Below are 21,431 nucleotides of genomic sequence, written 5' to 3' on the forward strand. Positions count from 1 at the left end.
AGATTGCCTCCTGGATCGGCCAGGTCCAGCTACAAAAAACCCGATATATGGCTGGACTTGGCCATTGGAAGTGAGAATTCATCGCATGTCATTGCCTTAGGCGGGTATCTGGGAAGTACATAAGTTGTCAAACTGGGAACCCTAAACTACGGAACCCATTCATTCATTTAGTCGAAGTGACTGTGCCTGGCTGAATTGTCAGTTATTGCTCTGCTCCTCGGTTCTAAGAAAGGTGAAGATGGTGTCGTAAAATTCCTTCGGAAGAAAAGGCTTAACAAGGTATTCGGAAAATCCGCTGGATAGTGCCTTTTCTCGCTCGTCTGTAAAGGCGGAAGCCGTTAGCGCGATGACGGGTACCTGAGAGCCCTGGGCACGAATGATCTGTGTCGCTTCGAAACCATTCATTACAGGCATCTTAAGATCCATCAATATCAGGTCATAGTGGTTGTTATTAAACCTTTCAACCGCTTCACAGCCATTTTCGGCCTTGTCAGAATGCAAACCCACTTTTTTGAGCAAATTCGTGACAAACAATAAATTAACGGCATTATCGTCTACGACCAGAACACGGGCTTCCGGGAGGTTAACTCTCACGCCCACGGGCTTTTCCTCTGCCAGTTGGTGATCGGAATACGCGAAATTAATTCGAAAGGAAAAGCGTGATCCTTGCCCCTGCTGACTTTCTAATTTGATTTCACTTTCAAAAAGCCGTAAAAGTTCTTTCGTGATAGCTAGCCCGAGTCCGGTGCCGCGATTGCCGCGCTTGGCTTCTGTACTGCTTTGTACAAAGATCTCAAAAATAGAAGACTGATCTTCCGACGGAATGCCAATTCCCGAATCGCTGATTTCAAACTGTAATGCTATCTGACTTTCATCCCTTTCGAGTTCCTTGACAGCCAACTTTACAAATCCTTTTTCCGTAAACTTAACTGCATTGTGAATCAAATTGGTAATGATTTGATTAAGCCGTACCTGATCGCCTATCAAATGGGCAGGCAGAGCCGGATCGATTTCAAAAATCAAATCCAGCTTCTTTTCCTGGGCTCTCGGAATAAATGTTTTTTCAAGGTTCTTAAGAAAAATGGAAAGGTTAAACGGCTCCCTTGCAAGCTTGACATGATTGGAATTGATTTTATTGAAATCAAGAACATCATTGACTACCGCCATTAGATGATCGGATGAAAACTTCAAAGTCCCGACCAGTTCCCTTTGGAAATCAGTTCGTAAATCCTCCTGAAGCATCAGGTGAATAATTCCTACGATCCCATTCAATGGAGTCCTGATCTCATGGCTCATCGTAGATAGGAAATCGGATTTAGCCTGCATGGCCGCTCTGACCAGCTGGTTTTGCTTTTCCAGCTCTTTGTTTTGCCTCTGAAGGCTGTGAAAATAAGTAAACTCGCGATACTGCTTGTTGTAACGCATTTGCAAAACCAATGGGAAGACAATTTGTCCCAGAAAGTAGAAGAAACCTCCCTCTTGTATGAAAAGAATCAGAGCCTCCCATCCTCCATTGATATAAAGTGCAAGCGAAAAAAATAGGATTGTCGCTACCGAGCTGACCAGGGCATAGGTAAACTTCCAGCGCAGCACCCAGATCGAAAATATCAGCTGCAGGGTGAGGTTGATACTCAGATCGTTGTAGTATATGGTTTCAAAACGGGCCAGGATAAACGCGTGAAAAATTACCAGCAAAATCCGGCTGAGAAAAGAAGCATTCTGACTATTTATTTTCCCTGTGAAATGCAGGAAAATGATCATTGCCACCAGGCTGCTACAGGTAATTTGTATCAGGAAAATAGACTGATAGTGGGGGTTGCCGTTAAGGTAATAAAGGATGGAGGTTAGTGGATAACAAACCAAAAATGTGAAACAGAATATCCTGTTCCCCCATAAGGCTTTTTCTTCGAATTCTTTTTCCCAAAGATTCTTCAAGCCGTGTGGATCATCTTTTGTCTTTTGATAAAAACGATTTGTTGCCACTGCCAATAAAACTCAATTTAAAACATCGTAAGGTACCAATTTGAAGCGCATTTCCTGCTACCGTGAAATAACAAGATTAAAATAAATAGTGCTATACGAATCAGAAGATTTTTTGGAAGGTCTATTAACGAGATTCCTGATTGGTGGATACACTTCGCATCTTTAAAAAGAATGCTCAATGTCCGCCCGGGCGACGTAGTGGAAAAGTGGTTATCTCTTTTGTGGTCAACACGGATGGGTCGCTTGCAAACATCGAAGTACTGGAATGGTCTGACAAGGAATTTGTCCACTCGGCTGTGCAGGTCGTGGAGTCAATGCCTAGCTGGAAACCGGCTTTGAGGGATCAGAAACCGGTACGCACAAAATACAATCTTCCTATTGTCTCCCGGCCATAGCGGATTTTAAATCGAGTTCTTTGAGAACGGCAAATGAAGGAACGACGCGAATACTTCCTTTGGTAGACAGCATATTTTTCCAGACCCAGTTATAATGCTCAATCACTTGAACTGCTTTCAGGTGGGGCCTGTCGGCAGTCGTGTGGGCATCCGCAGCGACTGTTATATTAAAGTCCTTGGCCAGGGCGGATTGCACGGTCGCCTCAACACAAAAATCGGTGGCGCAGCCCGCAATAACGAGTTCGGAAACAGATAAACTGTCTAGCTTTTTGGCAAGCGCGGACCGGTAAAAGACATCATTGGCATATTTATCAATGAAGATGTCGCCAGCGTCTCTCTCTAAGCCGTCTAACAATTCCCATTCCTTTGTTTGAGGGACAAATTCACCGCTACCAGTGCCGTCATGTTGGATAAATATAACGGGTAGCGAATTAGCGCGAAAAGATGCTGCGATGTGGTTAATTCTTTCAATTATAAGTGGACTGTCATAGCGAGGGGTTTCATCGGTAAAAGAGCCTTTCTGCATGTCGATTATCAAAAATGCTTTTCTCATCTTCATTGATTTTCACTAGATTTTGACACACTTCATTGTATGGACACATTGATTCTCAAAGATACCGCTACTACCGTGATCAAATACAAAAAATGAACCGAAGACCGTAAATAGTTAGTTGCCTCGCCCCAGGATAACAAATCCAATACCACCCAGAATGGCAACGGAGGCAATCGCAAGATTGAAAGTAAGATTTTCACCCAAAACGAAAATGGCCGCTGTTGAGGCAATGATAGGTACAGATAGTTGTACGGATGCTGCCTGAGCGGCTTTTAAGTTTGGCAGAATACTGTACCACAAAGCGTATCCCATGCCTGAACTAATGCTACCGGACAGGAGTGCCAGGATGATTCCTTTGGAATCAACGGAGCCAGCGAAAGGAAGAAGTATCAATAGAAATGGCGTGGCCTTAACGAAATTGCCAGCAGTAGCAGTGAGGGGATCCCCTAACTTTCTTCCGAAAAGCGAATAGAAACCCCATGCTATTCCTGCAACTGCCATCAGTATAGCGCTATACGGATCGGGCGCGTGAATGCCAGGCGCAACCAGAACGACCAAACCACAAAATGCCAGCAGCAAACCGGCCCATTGTGTCGTCCGTAAATGCTCGCCGTGATACAAACCGGCAATGACCATTGTTGCTTGCACAGAACCAAATAGGAGTAAAGCCCCGGTTCCGGCCGGCAGGTTCACGTAGGAAAAAGAAAATGCAGCCGCATAAATCAAGAGACTGGCCGCGCCGCGCCAACTGCCATAATTTCGAAAGTGTCGTTTACGCCATAATATGATCAGTGTGAGCGTCGTTGCACCGGCTAGAATACGAATAATGGTGAAGCTGGCAGGATCTATCCTCGTTTGGGTTAGAGCGATTCGGCAAATTATCGAATTGGCGGCAAAAGCGGTCATAGCCAATAGTATTAGCGCGCCAATCTGAATGGTTAGCCGCCGTTTAGGCAGGGGCTCTGCATTCAAATCATTAGTTTTTCGGGATGGCAGATCTCTGTCCATAAATCCTTAGTTACAACTTTATTTGTGGCGAACGATGCTAAATTACAAGCTTTTGCCCTTTATCCGATCTGCGAATTTTGCTCTTTTGCAACCCTATGCAAGAAATCAAGAAGCAAAAGACCGCTTAGAGAATAGAAGCCTTATAGCGATGGCAAAAATTTATGTTAGTCAAGAGGGACAAACAGCCGAAAAATTATTTCTTTGCTAAAAACCATCAAGATTGATTACAATCCAGTATTTTTGAAATTCTCTTAATAGCACACTTTAAATGAAAAACGCTTCGCCTATTTGGCGTCCCAACTTCCCCAGAATTGTGGATCACTCCAAAAACATTCTTCTCTTCCATGTCAATGAAGTAAAATTGTCGGGTAATGCAGCTTCGACAAAGATTCCGGAACCATCCCTTAAAATCATCGGGCACCATGCATGGGGCTAGGCTGGCTTTATGATCTCGGTTGAGAATTTCCCAAAAGACATTAGTGACAATATTAAACGTGATTAACCATGAAGGTTTTAGTGACAGGAGCAGCAGGTTTTATTGGCTTCCATCTTGTAAAAAAACTAATTAAGGAAGGGCATCAGGTCGTTGGTATCGATAATATAAATGATTACTATTCCGTACAGTTAAAGCTTGACAGGCTTAGCCAAGTCGGTATTGACGTTGCCCAAATAGATTCTCACCATCCTGTTTTAAGTTCGGTTTCGAGCTTTCAGTTTATCAAAATGGACCTGCTGGATATGGACCAATTACTGGACCTGTTCGAAGAGCATCATTTCGATTGTGTGATCAATTTGGCTGCCCAGGCGGGAATACGGTACAGTTTAGAAAACCCCCGCAGCTATTTGAAATCCAATGTTGAAGGGTTTTTCAATATTTTGGAATGCTGCCGCCTGCATCCTCCCGGAAAACTTGTTTACGCCAGTAGTTCGAGTGTTTACGGTTTGAACACCGAGCAGCCTTTCGCGACAATTCAAAAATCCGAGACGCCTATTAACGTTTATGCTGCTACCAAGAAAACCAATGAGTTGCTGGCTCATACATATAGTCATTTGTACGATCTGACCACGGTCGGGCTTCGTTTTTTTACGGTTTACGGTCCTTGGGGGCGTCCGGACATGGCCCCGTTTTTGTTTGCAGACGCGATAGAGGCCGGAAAGGCCATTAATGTCTATAATCATGGAGAAATGAAGCGGGATTTTACGTATATAGACGATATTGTGGGAGGGATCAATGCGGTACTAAAATCAGATCTGCCCCACAAGTACCAGGTCTATAACATCGGAAACGGCAAGCCTGTGAATCTGCTGCATTTCATCAAGTGTCTGGAAAGCTCTTTTGGCAAAAAAGCAGAAATCAATTTAAAAGATATGATCCCGGGCGATATTGTCTCCACTTGGGCTGATACTGATGAGCTGGAAGCAGTTTCGGGTCATCGCGCCACTACCAATATTGAAGATGGCGTCGATTCTTTTGTCAAATGGTACCGGGAATACAATCAATAAATCGTGGATTTTCGGCTGGTCGTTAAGGGCGGTAATCTACAAAGTGCGTCTTGATTTTACTTGGATCTCATAATCCGTGTATATTATATAGCAGTAATGTACAAAGAACGGCTTCATGGAGCCGTTCTTTGTTGTCTGTCTTCACATGATCAAAAAGTGATCACAGTCAAGACGATTGCTAATCTCTGATTATCCCCTTTAATTCACCAAAACCTACCCGGATATCCCCTTTTTGACCATATCCACGAATAATGACCTCATCACCGTCTTCCAAAAATCTGCGCACGACTTTGTCTGAGAGGTAAATGGGTTCCTTGCCTCCTGCCGTGGCTTCCAAAAGACATCCTGCACTGTGATGTTCCGGTCCGCTGATGGTCCCGGTGGCCAGCAAGTCGCCCACGTTCAGGTTACAGCCCGTAATGGTATGATGCGCAACCTGTTGGCTGATGTTCCAGTACAAATGGTCTGAATTGGTTTGAGATACCCGGTACTCCTGATCGCCAGAGGGCTTGATTGCAACGGAGAGATGAAGGTCAAATCCTTTTCTACCGGAATGGATCAGGTAGGGTAGTGGCATGGGCGACTGAACCGGCGGCTCCGTACGAAATGGCTCTAAGGCTTCCATGGTAACGATCCAGGGAGAAATACTGGAAGCAAAGTTTTTACTAGTAAATGGCCCCAGGGGCTGGTATTCCCACCGCTGGATATCTCGGGCGGACCAGTCATTAAATAGCAGCGCACCAAAAATGTGCTCTTCGGCGAGATCAATCGGAACAGGCCTGCCGAGTTGCGAGTCTTTCCCTACTACGAAGGCAAGTTCAAGCTCATAGTCCAGTGAGCGTGTTGGCGCAAAGGTGGGGGCACCAGCCGCGTCTTTGCTGATTTGCCCGCTGGGTCGCTGAATGGCGGTGCCGGAAACGACAATGGAGGAAGCGCGTCCATGATAGGCGACGGGCATATGTTTCCAATTCGGAAACAGCGGATCGTCTGGCCTGAACAGTTTTCCTACATTGGTCGCATGCTCCTGGCTGGAATAAAAATCGGTGTAGTTGCCGACCTTCAAGGGTATATGCAGCTGCACATCACTTTGTCTGACGATCAGACTGTTGGCCAGTTTTTTTAATAACGAATCAGGATCCTGTAAGCTTTGCTGTAAAACAATGCGGACATACCCGGAAAACGTGCGGCCCAGTGAGATGAAATCGTTGAGAAAAGGTTTTCGGAAAACGTTTTCTTTCAATGGATATTCGGGAAAAACCCCTTTGTCGTATGCCTGGGCCAGATCAATAATATAATCCCCGATGGCCACACCTGCCACGGGGAGCGCATGCGTTCTGCTGAAAACCCCGAAAGGTAGATTATGGATTGAAAAATCTGAGTGCTCCGAAATAGTAAGCCACGATGGTTTCATGAGGGTATCTCGATAAAACTTTAATGTTTTGCAAATGCCCCCAGCGCCTCTTCCAACCCGGTTACCGAATCATAAAGCTGGTCGTAGGATTGAATTACAAAATAATAATCCTGGTAGCGGTCGATATGATAGGGCGTGTTCAGTACCAGTTCCAGGTCAAAATCGATCTTGCGGACCTGGTTACCCAGACAGTAAATGCTCTCGCCGGCGGAAGAAATAATTCCTCCCCCATAAATTTTCAAAGTATCCTGCTCGTGGATCAATCCGAATTCTACGGTGTACCAATATAAACGCGAAATGCGTTGCAGAACTTCTTCATTGTCAATAAACCGCAGTGCCACCGCGCTCAAATGTAAGATGAAATCGCAAAAGGCCTGATTGCTCAAAAGCGGAACATGCCCAAAAGTGTCATGAAACATGTCGGGCTCTTCCAGGTAATCAATCTGTTCGGGTTTTCTAAGCCAGCTAGAGGCCGGAAACTGTCGCGCAAAGAGATGCGAATAGAATTCTTTATGCGGGATCAGGCCGGGCACTACGTACACTTCCCAGCCAGTCAAAGCGGATAGCAATGGATTTGTCTCCGTTTCAAAATTGGGAATGTGGCCAGCAACAAACCCCACTTTTTGGATTCCATCCAGATAAGCACTGCTGGCGATGCTGGGCAAAATTTTCATTTGCCGCTCAAAAAGCTGCCGCCACATGTGGTGATCAGCTTTGGTGTATTGATGATAAGCCTGATCCATGATACGCTGTCATGATAATTTTAAAGCGTTCCTCTCAGCATTTGCTCACGCTCAATGGCCTCAAACAATGCCTTGAAATTCCCTTTTCCAAATGATCTCGCACCTTTTCGCTGAATGATCTCAAAAAACAAAGTAGGGCGCGGCATTATGGGTTTGGTAAATATTTGGAGCAAGTAGCCTTCCTCGTCACGGTCCACCAGGATACCCAGCTCGCGAAGCGCGCGGATTTCTTCATCGATTTGCCCAACCCGTTCCGACAAATCATCATAGTAGGAGGCAGGCACTTGCAGGAATTCGACGCCCCGTTCGCGAAGCGTCCGGACTGTTTCAATGATGTGATCGGTATTGACCGCAATGTGCTGGACGCCTGGGCCGCCGTAAAAGTGAAGGTATTCCTCCACCTGTGATTTTTTCTTTCCTTCCGCCGGCTCATTGATCGGGAATTTGATACGTCCGTTTCCATTGCTCATCACCTTGCTCATCAGGGCCGTATACTCCGTGGAGATGTCTTTGTCATCAAAAGAAACCATGGTAGTAAAGCCCATCACATCTTCATAGAACTTGACCCACTTGTTCATTTCGTTCCACCCCACATTGCCTACCATATGATCGATATAGCGTAATCCGGTAGTTGTTGGAATGTGTGCAGGCTTCCATTCAATGAATCCTGGCAGGAAAACTCCTGAATAGTCACGTCGTTCTACAAAAATATGTACCGTATCCCCGTAAGTATGAATGCCCGAGCGCACGACCTGCCCATGCTCGTCCTGCTCTGTAACCGGTTTTAGAAAAGAGCTCGCGCCGCGCCGGGTGGTCTGCTGATAGGCACTCGTAGCGTCATCCACCCAGAGCGCAATAACCTGCACCCCGTCACCGTGCCGGTCGATATGCTCGCCTATGGAAGTCCCTCCGTGCAGCGGTGAGGTAAAAACGAGCCGTATCTTGTCCTGGATGACGACGTAAGATTCCCGATCGGTCAGGCCGGTTTCAAGTCCTGCCATTGCCAGCGGCTGAAAGCCAAAGGCATTCTGAAAATAGTGGGCCGATTGAAGGGCATTGCCGACAAACAACTCCACATAATCCATACCATTGATGGGCAGGAAATCGGTATGGACCGGTTCTATCGCTAGTTCTGTAATTGCTTCCATAGTATTCGATTTATTTGACCATTGCATTATTGACCATTAATTCACGATTTACATTTGATCATCCATTCGCATCCCAGGAGGATTGACTCATTCACTCATTCACTCATTCACTCATTATTTCATTCCTTCACTCATCAGTCCAGCTCGCAAAATATCTCCCGTCATCAATACCCAAAGCAGCCTCGGTGAGCATAAGAGGCCGGAAAGTATCGACCATCACGGCCAGTTCCTGCGTTTCTTTTTTACCAATGCTGCGCTCATAAGCTCCCGGGTGCGGGCCATGGGGAATCCCGCCCGGATGAAGGGTCATGTCGCCCTGCGAGATATCGTTGCGGCTCATAAAGTCACCATCGACGTAGTAGAGCAGCTCATCGGAATCAATGTTGCTGTGATTATAGGGCGCAGGTATGGCCAGCGGGTGATAATCATACAGCCGCGGGCAAAAAGAGCAAACCACAAATGCATCCGTCTGAAAAGTCTGGTGCACAGGCGGTGGCTGGTGAATGCGGCCGGTAATGGGCTCGAAATTGTGGATCGAAAAGCCCCAGGGATAATTGTAACCGTCCCAGCCCACCACATCGAATGGGTGTGTGGCGTACGTGAGGGGATGAATGTGGTCCTGCTTTTTTATTTTGATCAGAAAATCGCCCTTTTCGTCGTGGGTTTGCAAATCTCTTGGCAAAATGTAATCCCGCTCGCAAAACGGGGACTGCTCCATGAGCTGCCCAAAATGGTTACGGTATCTTTTTGGCGTATAAATAGGGGCGTGGGATTCCAGGTAAAGCAACCTGTTGTCGGTGGTATCAAATTCGATTTGGTAGATTACGCCCCTGGGAATAAGAATGTAGTCGCCACTTTGAAATGGAATATTGCCAAAAAACGTAAGCAGTTTTCCATTCCCGCGATGGATAAACAGCAACTCGTCTGCATCAGCATTTTTGTAGAAATAATCCATTAAGCCATTGCCTGGCGCGGCCAGCCCTATCACAAGGTCCCTATTGACCATTAAAGCGACCCGGCTTTCCAGATAATCATCAGCCGGCTTGATATTAAAACCAATGAGCTTACGCATGGTCAGATTATGGGTTACTGCGATTTTGGGAGACACATCGTAAGGCTCCCCAAAAGCTTTAACCTGCGTGGGGCGCCAGGTATGGTATAGCAGGGAGGACATTCCCTCAAAACCTATGGTGCCAAAAACTTCCTCGTAATATAGTCCGGCATCTTTCTCGGAAGACTTCCGGAACTGGGTGTGCCGCTTAGGAGGGATGGTTCCAAGTTGATGATAAATTGGCATTTTCTTTGAAAGTTTTAATGCAAATAATCACTTCGAAAAGCTTCAAATATGCTCCGCAATGTTGGCTGGTTACATAATCTACTAAAAATAAGTTAGCTAATAATTGCCAATGCAACGATATAACAAATAATTCAATATTCAAACAAATTTTTGCATTATTTTGATTGAGTAAAGCAGTTATGACCTGAATGGTTTGCCTGAGAGGGAAAGGGAGTTACTGAAAATTTCCGCTAAATGGCTGACCTGTTCTCAGGTCTTTGAGCACGACGGATTCAATGGAGCCAATGCCGGAGAAGGTAATTCCCAGCCCATAGATTTTCTTCAACGGCTTTTGATAAGTGATCTCGTAGACCTGTTTGGAATTGATAAAAACGCGTGCGTGCTTGTTCTCTACTTTGATTCGCATGGAACCGCCCTCATGCAAGTCTACACCCAAAAAATTCAGCTGATTGGACTCGCCCTGCTTGTTGATTTCAGAAAATTGCAAATCCGTCCAGTGTACGCAGCCGGGTTTCATGGCGTCCACCAAATGTTTGGAGGACTCTCCGAACACATTCACACGCACCTGCGAGCAGCGCACGCCGGGCCGGGAAGGCGATGTTTTCACTTTCACAAAAAGGTCAAAATTGTCGCCGTCGATGTTGGTGACCTGGGTATTGATAAAATCCACAAAAAAAGTTCTGTTAGTATCAATCCCGGCATGGGAGGCTTCCAACGTGCTGACGCTGTTCCTGCCGCCGGTGAAAAGGTTGGGCACCTCAATGGGATATACCCGGGTCGTGTCGTACATCATTCTTGCGGTTGCCGTCCAGCCGTTTGTTTTTAGGTATACCGAGGTCGTGTCAACGCCAACGCCATCCCGCTTTAAAATGGCAGAGTAGCGGCCTGGAACCTCGTAGTAATGGGAATATAGGCTATCTCCTGCAACCACCGATACATCTGTGCGGCTATCGCCAAAAACAATGGTATAATGTTCTTTTGAAAACTCAATACTGTCCATTCCACGAACGACAAACACAGCCGAATGCGGATTTTCTCCGACCGGATTCTCACAGATCAGCCTGGGCGGTGTATGGACAGTATCGGTAAAGAATATTTGATAGGCCGCCAAAGAAGCCAGTACGAGCAGAAGAGCCAACAAATAAAGCCACCAAACGCCTCTTTTTCTTGCGGTCAGAGAAATTGACCTGGGTTCGGTTGTAAGCTTGGGTATCGGGGGCGCTATCGTGTGAGGTAATTGACCTGTGGACGGGACGGGAACAGCTTTGGCAATGGTAAACTTTTCCCAGTCTGGATAACCAATGTATAAAGCCAGCGCGTCGCGGGTAGCTCTTTGCGGATAGTAGCGCACATCGGTTTTGATCTTGCCAAAAATACGTTTCAGCGTATTGGGGCTAATCTGCACATGAGTTTTTTTGTAGAGAATATATCCCAGCTTGACATAATCACTGTTTGTCCAGGATAAAATATCGGGTTTGCCATATTGTTCACTTACAAGTTGGCAGCAGTAATCCAGATGATCCAAAGAACTCGCCCTGCCTTGTCCATTATCCATAAAATACTTGCTCTAACGAGCTTTTTATCAATTGTTTAGGTTGTCCAAAGTTTTGGTTGGACATCTGATCAAGCAGATGCTCGCTTCGTCAAAATATGCAAAATTATATTTGCAAACTTAAATTTTAATCTCGAACGGTTTGCAGTAAAGCCGTCTTGGAACCCTAAAATATTCAAAGATTATGAGACAAAAAATTCTACTTGGCTGCATCTTGCTATTTGGATGGCTTGATCCGCTTTGGGCGCAGACCCACCAGCTTTCGGGAAAGGTAACCGATGAGCAGTCCAAAGACCTGCCCGGGGTAAGCATTGTTATAAAAGGCAAGCAGCAAGGTACGGTAACCGACGCCAACGGACAGTACCGTCTGACACTTCCCGGCGCTGATCCGGTAACCCTGATCTTTTCTTTTGTAGGTTATCAGAGTCAGGAAATTGACCTTGCCGGGCGTTCGAATGTAGACGTTTCCCTCAAACCCAATGACAACTCTCTGGCAGAAGTAGTGGTCGTTGGCTATGGTACCCAGAAGAAAAAAGACCTTACCGGCGCCATTTCGACGATCAGCTCCAAAGATGTCGCGGGAAGGCAGACATTGCAGGTTTCCGAGGCTCTGCAGGGAAGTGTTGCGGGTGTATCCGTCACAAGGAGCAGCGGCGCCCCGGGCTCGGGTTCCTCCATTTTGATCCGGGGTATTACCACCATTGGTACCAATAGTCCCCTCGTGATTGTGGATGGCGTGCCTGTCAGCAGCATTGATAATGTCAATCCCGGCGATGTGGAAAGCATCACTGTTTTGAAAGACGCTGCCTCAGCGGCCATTTACGGGTCAAGAGGTGCGGCGGGTGTGATCCTGGTGACTACTAAACGCGCGAAAAACGGACAAAGCAGTCTCGAATACACCTACGAGTATGGTGTGCAGCGCGCTACGGCCACACCTGGTTATGCAGGCGTACTGGATTACATGAAGTATTTCAATGAACAGGCCACCAACGACGGGGCCAGCACCGGACCTTTTGCCGCCGCGCTTATGGCTTCCTACCTGGACAGCAACCGGGTAAGCCCGGACAGGTTTCCAAATACAGATTGGCAAAAATCCATTATTAGCAAAAGCAGCGCACCCCGCCAGCGTCACGATATTTCATTTACCATGGGTTCGGGCAAGATCAAAACAAAAGCATCATTGGGTTACGCCAGCGCAGGGGCTTTTTATGATAACCGCTCTTACAACAGATATCTTTTCAGGATCAATAATGATATGCAGGTCAATGATAAGATGTCGGTTAATATGGATGTTTTTTACAAAAGAACGTCCAATCAGGGTAATGCCAATGAGCTTCCCAGCAGCACTTTTAACCCGATCTATGAAGCCCGCGTGATGCCGCCGATCTACGATGATGTGTATTCTGACGGCAGGTTGGCATTAGGGAAAGACGGGCGTAACCCATTGGCGCAGATCCGGAACGGAGGTTTTTCAAAGACGCTCAACAACCAGATCGGTGGCCGGATATCGCTCAATTTCAAGCCTGTGCAAGGATTGACGCTGACTGCATTGGTAGCGCCCGTTTTTGATATGGACAAAAACAAATATTTCTCCAAACAGATCAAATATACCAATCCAGACGGAACCAATAGTACGGTCGTCAATCAGGCCAGGACCACATTGTCGGAAGGCAGATCGGAGGGGCTGACAATGAATGGACAGGTACTTGCCAACTACGTGAAAGATTTTACAGGTGGTCATTCTATCGATGTACTGGCCGGTTATGAAGAAAACTACCGCTCTTTGGAAACACTGGGCGCGTCCAGAAGCGGCTTTGCGCTGACTGACTTTCCTTATCTGAACTCTGGTTCTACTGAGCTCCGTGACAATTCGGGAAGCGCTAATCAATCCGGCCTGCATTCCTATTTTGGAAGATTGCAGTACAACTATAAAAGCAAATACTTCTTGCAGGGAAACCTTCGCTCGGACCTCTCTTCCAGGTTTGCATCCGCCTACCGAAGAGCCGTATATCCTTCCGTTTCTGCTGGATGGACTATTTCCGAGGAGAACTTTTTGAAAAACAACCAATGGCTTTCATTTCTGAAAGTACGGGGATCGTGGGGAAAGGCAGGTAATGAGCGACTATTGGACAAAGACGGCAACCCGGCCTACTATCCCTACATGGCTACCGTTGACTTTTCTACGGCATTGTTCTACCAAAATGGCAGCGTAGTACCATTGACAGGCGGCGGTCAGCAGGTGTATGCCGTTGAAAATATCACCTGGGAAACCAGCCGCACGACCGATGTCGGGATAGATGCTGCTTTTCTAAATGACCGGCTGAGTTTAGGCGCGGATTATTACATGAAAAAAACGACCGACATTCTTCTGCCGCTTGACATCCCGCTTTACCTGGGTTACGACAAGCCTAATCAGAATGCAGGCGTACTGAATGTAAAAGGTTGGGAACTGGAAGCCAGCTGGAAGGACCGTATTAACAAGCTCAACTATTCAGTTGCAGCCAATCTTTCGGACGCCCGATCGACAGTAGGTGATTTGAAAGGTACCGAATTCCGTGGCGATCAGATCATCCGCAATGGTAGCGAGTATAATGAATGGTTTGGCTATAAAGCCAATGGATTGTTCCAGACCCAGGATGAAATTACCGGCGCGCCGGTGCTGAATGTGACCACCAAACCGGGAGACGTTCGCTATCAGGATATTAATCAAGATGGCAAGATCACTACCGACGATAAGGTACTGTTGGGTGGAGCATTGCCCAGGTATTTGTATGGCGGAAATCTGCGCGCAGATTATGAAGGTTTTGATTTTGGAGTGAGCTTTCAAGGTGTGGCCAAAAAACGCTCGCGGCTTAATAGTGAGGTTGTGCAACCATTTGCTGAGGCTTTTGGTAATATGCCGGCAGACATGATTGGTAAGTTCTGGAGTCTGAACAACAGTGCAGAGCAAAACCTGCGGGCGACTTATCCACGCCTTTCACGGACTTCCAATGCAGCGAACTATACGCTTTCGGACTACTGGCTGATCAATGGGGCATATTTCCGGCTTAAAAACATTACACTGGGTTACACATTGAAGCAGACCGCCGCAAAGAAAGCAGGTATCCAGTCGCTGCGCTTTTATGTTTCTGCCAATGATGTGTTTTCGCTCAGCAAGTTTCCCAACTATCTCGATCCCGAGTCAGGCAGCTATTCCTATCCCATTGTAACCACGCTGATGGCTGGGGCAACGATCCGGTTCTAATCACAGGGATTTATATCAAAAGTCAAATTATCGATCATGAAAAAGTTAACCCTAATACTATCACTGCTGACGGGCCTCACAGCTTGTCACACCCTGGACCTGAACCCGCTTTCGGAAGCATCCACGGGGACTTTTTATTCCAATCAAACAGAGCTTGAATTGGCTGTTAACGATCTGTACAGGCTTGCTTTCTGGGGCAACGACAATGAGCTTTTCAGCGACAATGAATGGCACCGCGGGCAGCTGACCAATGCGGTGATCGGAGGCACAATGACTGCCGACGATGCAGCCGTGCAGACTTACTGGCTCAACTGCTACAAAGCCATCGCCCGGGCCAATTCATTTCTGGCCAATAAGGATAAAGCGGCCGCCAATACACCCGCTGCGATCCTTTTGCGGCTGGAAGCAGAAATGCGTTTGATCAGGGCCTATCAGTACGCCAGGTTGGTTACACATTTTGGAGATGTTCCATTTCTTACCACTCCGATTACCCTCGAAGAATCGTATGGTATCACCCGTACTGCCAGTGAAGAGCTGCTCACATTCGTTTTTCAGGAGCTCGATTTTGCAGCATCCAATCTGCCTGTTTCTTACGCAGCGGCTGAAACCAAACGCCTTACCAAAGGAGCCGCGCTGGCCATTAAGGCAAGAACGGCACTATATACCGGCAAATGGCAACTGGCCAAGGAAGCTTCCGATGCAGTTATCAAACTGAATGTGTACACATTGCATAGTAGCTATGCGCAGTTATTTGTGAAAGCAGGTGAGTCCAGTAAGGAGCTGATCATCAGCGTTCCCCGCGAGGAAAAACAGCAGGTGTTCAGCACCGCAGGCTACGTTCAGGACAATATCTCCCGAAATGCAGGAGGCTTTGGCGCTCAGCTGCCCACCCGGGAAATGATCGATGCCTATGAATGCATTGACGGTAAACCAATTGACGAATCCAAGCTCTATGAGCCCACTGCGCCCTTTAAAAACCGTGACCCCAGACTGACGGCAACTGTTGTTGAATTCAATACGCAGTGGTTGGGTTACAATTATACGCCTCATCCGGATTCTCTGACGGTTTTCAGTTCAAAAGAAAACAAAAAAGTGACCAACAAGGATACCCGGGCAGTGGCCGCTTTTGCAAGTTTCACCGGTTTTCTGTGGAAAAAAGGTATTGATCAAACCTGGCCTGACCGTCTTGTAGAAGATAATGATGCCATTATCATACGCTACGCCGAAATGCTGCTGACTTATGCCGAGGCGAAAATAGAATTAGGTGAGCTGGATGAAACGGTACTGAATGCGATCAATCAGGTTCGGGCGCGTGCTTACGGTGTTGCAGTAGATCAGACAGGCGCATATCCTGCCGTGGCGGTAATGAACGCGACCGCGCTCCGCCAGGCGCTACGCAGAGAGCGACGCGTAGAATTCCCGCGCGAAGGCCTTCGTTACATGGACCTGATCCGCTGGAAACTGGCTGAAAAAGTACTGTCCAAACCCGTGGTAGGCTTACCAGACCCGGCAGCACAAAATCGCGCCAAATGGCCATTCCCCGGCGTAACGCCCATAGACAACGACGGTGTCGCTGATTACTCTGGCTTTGGAACTGATGTGAAAGTACTGGCGCAAAGGAATTTTGATAAATCAAGACAATATCTGTGGCCTATCCCTGGTGTTGAAAGAAGGGTTAATACAGGCATTACACAAAATTCAGGTTATTAATTTTAATAGTATTGTTTCATAATCAGAAGCTTATCGCTATTCTGCTAAGCTTTAAACTACCAATTGAATGAAAAAATATAATCTCGCTGCCGGTCTGGTCGGACTGCTGGTGCTGCTCAACTTAAATTCTTGCGTCCAAAATAAAAGCAAGCCTTCATATAGCGGTATTTATCCGCACCTGGCTATGTACAATAACGAGGGAGAATGTGGCACGGGAGCAGTGGTTCCATGGGCAGGCAAACTTTGGGCCATTACCTATGCCCCGCATTTGCCATTTGGCTCATCGGACAAACTCTACGAAATCAGCACCGATTTAAAGCAGACTGTACGCCCCGAAAGCATTGGAGGTACCCCCGCAAACCGGATGATCCACGCCGAAAGCAACCAGTTGTTCATCGGCCCGTACGCCATTGACAGCAAGGGGGAAGTCAGGGCGATTTCATACAAAACGATGCCGGGCAGGCACACCGGCAATGCGCGCGACTTGACAGACCCCACCCATAAGATTATGTACGGTACCATGGAGGAGGGTTTCTATGAAGTGGACGTCAATACATTGGCTGTTAATCAATTATATGAGGATGGCAATGTAAAAAATAACAAAAGTGATGGCGAACAGCAGCCCTATCAGTACAATGCATTGCTGCCTGGAACGCATGGAAAAGGCTTCTACTCAGGTCAGGGTGTGGCGGTTTATTCCAACAATGGTGAGCCGGGCAAGCTGGCCGAAAAACAGTTTGATATCGAGTCGGGCTCGCTCTCGGAATGGGACGGCAAAAACTGGAAAGTGGTCCGTCGCAACCAGTTTGTGGAAGTAACAGGTCCCGGAGGAATTAATGGAAATAAAAACCCAGAAACCGATCCGATATGGGCCACAGGGTGGGACCACAAATCGGTGCTGCTTGGTGTGCGCGACAATGGCAAATGGACCTTTTTCAGATTACCCAAAGCAAGCCACAGCTACGATGGTGCGCACGGATGGAACACGGAATGGCCCCGTATCAGGGACATCGGTACGGCGCAAAAGCCTGACTACCTGATGACCATGCACGGTATGTTCTGGACTTTTCCAGGCGGTTTTTCTTCCAAAAATGCGGCCGGTATCCGCCCTCGCTCCGCCTATTTGAAAGTGATTGGAGATTTTACGCGCTGGAACGATCAGCTGGTTTTCGGCTGTGACGACTCGGCCCAGAGGGAATTTTTGAACAAAAGAAAAGCGAAAGGTAACATCGAAGGCCCAGGTCAATCCAATTCGAATCTGTGGTTTACGTCATTGAAACAACCTGACCTGCTAGGGCCCAGTACGGCAGAGGGGGCAGTGTGGCTGAATGAAAATGTGAAGGCATCAGAGTACTCCGAGCCGTTTCTGTTTAGCGGTTGGGCGCACCGCTCCGCCTGGATTCAGAACAATGGAGACAGCCAGGTAAGCTTTACTTTTGAAATCGACAAAACTGGTAATGGCTCATGGCAGCCTTTGAAATCCGTGAAAGTAGGGCCACAAAGCGCAGTTAACACGGATTTTGCAGCCAATGACGCTGGCGAGTGGATCAGGATCAAAGCAAGTAAGGCTACCAATGCATCGGCCCATTTTTCTTATATCGCTGACGACAAGCGTTCGATAGTTTCCGATCCGATTTTTTCGGGGCTTAGCGCCGTTGCTTCGTCGAAAACTTCGGGAGGGCTGCTTTATGGATTGGGTGACAATCGCCGCGCACTTGGCATTGCGGCAATGAATTATTCAGCTGGGAGTGTGACTGAAACGGGTTACTATGAGCTGGATGCAAATATGAAGCTGGTACGGCAGCAGGACACCAAGACATTATCTTTCATTAAAACCAAATTCGCGATCCCACAAAAAGTCGTGACCGTTGAGGAGTCGTCTGTTCTGGTGGTTGATGACAAGGGGCGGCGCTGGCGGCTTCCATTGGGCAATGACAATTTTACCGGCCTTACCAACAGCGCAGCTTTGCGGATCTGCCGGGAGGTTTCCACCGAGCGGGACCTTTTCAATTGCCATGGTACGTTTTATGAGCTGCCAGCTGAAAACGCGGACGGCTATGCTAAAATCAGGCCGGTATCTTCTCATAATCTGCGTATTAACGACTATGCTTCCTACCGCGGGCTGCTGGTGATGACTGGTATTGATGAAACTGTGAAAAAAAATAGCGATCATATCATTGTTTCAGATGACAAGAAGGCTGCTGTTTGGGCCGGCGCGATTGACGATCTGTGGAAACTGGGCAAGCCAACCGGTCATGGTGGCCCCTGGAAAAATACAGCTGTAAATGCAGGTGAGGCCTCCGATCCATATTTGATTGGTTTTTATGACCAAAAAAACCTGAAACTTTCGCATCAGGCCACTAGCCCGGTTACCTTCACGATGGAAGTGGATCCGGTAGGCAACGGCCCGTGGATGCTTTCTGAAAAAATAACGGTTGCGCCGGGACAGACGGTAGACTTTAAATTTCCAAAGGATTTCGCAGCCCGCTGGGTTCGCTTTAAAACCGACAAAGCTTGCAAGGCAACAACCTGGCTGGAATATAAGTAGCTTACATATTGTAAAAAAATACGGGTTTGATGCCCATTTATGCAAGTTGAAAAATCCTTTAAATAATTATGGTTTAAAGGATTTTTCTTTTATCATATGTAAAACGTAGTTTTGTAATTCGCAAGCAAGGGGGCGGGCGAATTATTTGTTTCAGTTGCGAATTGTTATTTTGATGTTCGAAAGCAATAGTGTTCTGCGGTTTTTTTGGCTGCTAGCTATTTTGCACTTTTCTACTTTTTGTGTCAATGCTCAATTACAGGTTTCATTTCCTGGGGAAAGATCCATTTTTCAGCGGCAGGCAAATGGCAGCACCAAAGTTTCAATCAGTGGAAATTACACTTCTGAAATAGATAAAATCGAGGTCCGCGCAGTGCCGGTCAAGGCGGGGCAGGGAACAGACGTGCCCTGGACAGTCTTGGAAGACAAACCCAAAGGCGGGGTTTATAATGGTCAGTTACAGCTGTCAGGCGGTTGGTACACCCTTGAAGTAAGGGGCTCGCTCTCCGGAAAGGTAGTTGGCACTGATCAAATCTCAAAAATGGGCGTGGGCGAGGTCTTTATCATATCCGGCCAGTCCAATGCTCAGGGCGTGGATGCCCGAAAGGACTTTCCGCTTCCTCCCGGCGCAAGCGATGACCGGGTCAATTACATTAACTATAACAACGAATTTCAAAGTAGCCTTAATGATCCGCCAGCTGCTGTTTTTGAGCAGTTGCAGTTGCAAGACAGCCTGCATGTGCTCGGACCCAATGGAAATACGGCCTGGTGCTGGGGGATTTTGGGTGATCTTTTGACTAAAAAACTGAATGTACCTATTCTGTTCATCAATACGGCCTGGTCTGGTACCTCCATTCAAAACTGGCTATTGAGCAGCCAAAACAAGCCTACTACCAGCGTTTATTCTGACTCGTATCGTTTTCCGGCTCAAATGCCTTACGGAAATCTTCGGTTGGCCGTGCAGCATTATGCGAGCCAGTACGGTGCGCGGGCGGTGTTGTGGATGCTGGGAGAATCAGACAACTATCCGGTAAGAATGGGGTTTGACGAATTCAGGGCCGATCTGGAATCTGTGATTAAAAAGCTTGGGTCAGACACCAATACAAAGCTTCCCTGGATTATCTCAAAGACCTCACGGGTCACCGATGGTACCGGTGTTTCAGTTACAAACCCGGCCATTATTGATGCTCAAAACGCAGTTATTAAAGAACTGGGGGGCATTACATTCAGTGGCCCGGATACTGACGACCTGCCGATCACAAGGGTCGACGGAACACATTTCTATGGAGTTGAGGCGCTGACTGTGCTGGCTAATGCTTGGAATGATGTCCTCTCGGAAAATTTCCTGAAAGGTGTTAACCCATTGGTTAGTAATCAACTGCCCAAAGTTCAGGTGGTCTGTGAAGCCGGTAATAATTCGATTTCCCTGTCATTGCCCGATAACTTTGGTAGTTACGTCTGGTCTATTGAACAAAATGGTAACACGATCGAGCAGACCGGAAAATCGCTCAGCATATCAGCTCCGGGAGTGTATTCGGCAAAGGTCAAAGACATCTACGGAAATACCCTCAGAACGCAGCAGATCGTCATTCAGTCTGCCATCAAACCGGCAACTCCGAGTATTTTGCAGGCTGGAATGCAGCAAATTTGTGCAGATTCTTCCATGACGTTGAATGTAGCCGCTGGCTCCGACAAGTACCGGTGGTATAATGAAGGGCAAACCAATGCAGTTCAAACCGGAAATACTTTGGAGGTAAAGCAAACCGGTAGTTTTGTGGTGCGAAGCGAAAACGTTTTTGGCTGTATTTCAGATAATTCCTCACCGGCTTCGATTATAGTCCAAAGCCAGATCGCCAAACCTGTAATCGCCAAGATCGGCCCGTTTGACATCGCATTGACGTCCAGCAACACCGATCGGAACACAAGCTTTGTCTGGAAAAGAGATCAGGAGATTTTAACAGCGACCAAAGACACCATTCAGACTGATATGCCGGGAGTATATTCGGCCAAGATAGCTCAGACTTTCACGATGGAAGGCAATTCGCTGACCTGTTACTCGCCAGCTTCCGATGAATTATTAGTAGGCTCGAATCAGGTTTCAGAATTGGTTATTTTTCCTAACCCGGTTTATGGAGGCGAGGTCTACATTGAATCCAAAGAAGAGATTCAGCAGGCAGATATTGCAGTTTACGATTCTTTCGGCCGGGTTTTGATCCTTCTCAAACAGGACCTGGAAAGACGCGCCAAAGTACCGCTTCACCATTTAGGGCCCGGCAAGTATATCGTCAGAATCAAAACCGCGACGATGGATGTTAAAAAGCAAATTATTGTCAGGTAGC

Annotated in this window: 15 protein-coding genes; 7 read left to right on the top strand and 8 right to left on the bottom strand. The window is 47.2% G+C overall.

Features of this window, described 5'->3' with window-relative positions:
• Positions 1-198 precede the first annotated feature (198 nt).
• A complete protein-coding gene (locus tag ON006_RS06160) occupies positions 199-1,983 on the bottom strand; it encodes a response regulator (RefSeq protein WP_244819659.1) in 1,785 nt (594 codons plus the stop codon).
• Between the two features lie 143 nt (positions 1,984-2,126).
• Here ON006_RS06160 and ON006_RS06165 point away from each other — a divergent pair, with 143 nt between their 5' ends.
• Positions 2,127-2,378 (top strand): energy transducer TonB, encoded by a 252-nt coding sequence (locus ON006_RS06165; protein WP_244819359.1) that lies wholly within the window; start codon positions 2,127-2,129, stop codon positions 2,376-2,378.
• On the opposite strand, the gene ON006_RS06170 is transcribed toward ON006_RS06165, so the two are convergent.
• Complete coding sequence (locus tag ON006_RS06170; protein WP_244819358.1) at positions 2,359-2,931, bottom strand: cysteine hydrolase family protein; 573 nt, start codon at positions 2,929-2,931, stop codon at positions 2,359-2,361. The two genes, ON006_RS06165 and ON006_RS06170, sit on opposite strands and share 20 nt — an antisense overlap.
• Before the next feature lie 114 nt (positions 2,932-3,045).
• Positions 3,046-3,939, bottom strand: a complete 894-nt coding sequence (locus ON006_RS06175) for a DMT family transporter (RefSeq protein ID WP_244819357.1) — start codon at positions 3,937-3,939, stop codon at positions 3,046-3,048.
• 268 nt (positions 3,940-4,207) lie between these two features.
• Between ON006_RS06175 and ON006_RS06180 the strand changes: the two genes are divergently transcribed.
• Both ON006_RS06180 and ON006_RS06185 read left to right on the top strand, forming a co-directional pair.
• On the top strand, positions 4,208-4,375 hold the full coding sequence (locus tag ON006_RS06180; protein ID WP_244819356.1) for a hypothetical protein: 168 nt from the start codon (positions 4,208-4,210) through the stop codon (positions 4,373-4,375).
• Between the two features lie 68 nt (positions 4,376-4,443).
• The gene (locus ON006_RS06185; RefSeq protein ID WP_244819355.1) at positions 4,444-5,442 is read left to right on the top strand and encodes an NAD-dependent epimerase/dehydratase family protein; all 999 of its coding nucleotides are present in this window, start codon (positions 4,444-4,446) and stop codon (positions 5,440-5,442) included.
• A 178-nt stretch (positions 5,443-5,620) separates the two neighbouring features.
• Here the strand turns inward: ON006_RS06185 and fahA are convergent, their stop codons facing one another.
• The 5 genes from fahA to ON006_RS06210 form a co-directional block, all read right to left on the bottom strand.
• A complete protein-coding gene (gene fahA, locus ON006_RS06190; RefSeq protein ID WP_244819354.1) occupies positions 5,621-6,853 on the bottom strand; it encodes a fumarylacetoacetase in 1,233 nt (410 codons plus the stop codon).
• Positions 6,854-6,873: 20 nt separating this feature from the next.
• Entirely contained in the window at positions 6,874-7,596 is a 723-nt protein-coding gene (phhA, locus tag ON006_RS06195) for a phenylalanine 4-monooxygenase (protein ID WP_244819353.1), read from the bottom strand.
• Positions 7,597-7,616: 20 nt separating this feature from the next.
• Positions 7,617-8,744: a 4-hydroxyphenylpyruvate dioxygenase gene (gene hppD / locus ON006_RS06200; RefSeq protein ID WP_244819352.1), complete on the bottom strand. Its 1,128-nt coding sequence runs from the start codon at positions 8,742-8,744 to the stop codon at positions 7,617-7,619.
• Between the two features lie 127 nt (positions 8,745-8,871).
• A complete protein-coding gene (locus ON006_RS06205; protein ID WP_244819351.1) occupies positions 8,872-10,041 on the bottom strand; it encodes a homogentisate 1,2-dioxygenase in 1,170 nt (389 codons plus the stop codon).
• Between the two features lie 214 nt (positions 10,042-10,255).
• Positions 10,256-11,596, bottom strand: coding sequence for a hypothetical protein (locus ON006_RS06210; protein WP_244819350.1), 1,341 nt, complete (start codon positions 11,594-11,596; stop codon positions 10,256-10,258).
• A 181-nt stretch (positions 11,597-11,777) separates the two neighbouring features.
• On the opposite strand from ON006_RS06210, the gene ON006_RS06215 reads away from it, so the two are divergent.
• The 4 genes from ON006_RS06215 to ON006_RS06230 all read left to right on the top strand — a co-directional run bounded on the left by ON006_RS06215 (position 11,778) and on the right by ON006_RS06230 (position 21,430).
• A complete protein-coding gene (locus ON006_RS06215) occupies positions 11,778-14,837 on the top strand; it encodes a SusC/RagA family TonB-linked outer membrane protein (RefSeq protein WP_244819349.1) in 3,060 nt (1,019 codons plus the stop codon).
• Positions 14,838-14,873: 36 nt separating this feature from the next.
• Positions 14,874-16,547, top strand: coding sequence for a RagB/SusD family nutrient uptake outer membrane protein (locus ON006_RS06220; RefSeq protein ID WP_244819348.1), 1,674 nt, complete (start codon positions 14,874-14,876; stop codon positions 16,545-16,547).
• 67 nt (positions 16,548-16,614) lie between these two features.
• A complete protein-coding gene (locus ON006_RS06225; RefSeq protein WP_244819347.1) occupies positions 16,615-19,095 on the top strand; it encodes a hypothetical protein in 2,481 nt (826 codons plus the stop codon).
• Positions 19,096-19,267: 172 nt separating this feature from the next.
• The gene (locus tag ON006_RS06230) at positions 19,268-21,430 is read left to right on the top strand and encodes a T9SS type A sorting domain-containing protein (protein WP_244819346.1); all 2,163 of its coding nucleotides are present in this window, start codon (positions 19,268-19,270) and stop codon (positions 21,428-21,430) included.
• Position 21,431: the final 1 nt, after the last annotated feature.

The sequence above is a fragment of the Dyadobacter pollutisoli genome (assembly GCF_026625565.1).
Lineage (GTDB): Bacteria > Bacteroidota > Bacteroidia > Cytophagales > Spirosomataceae > Dyadobacter > Dyadobacter pollutisoli.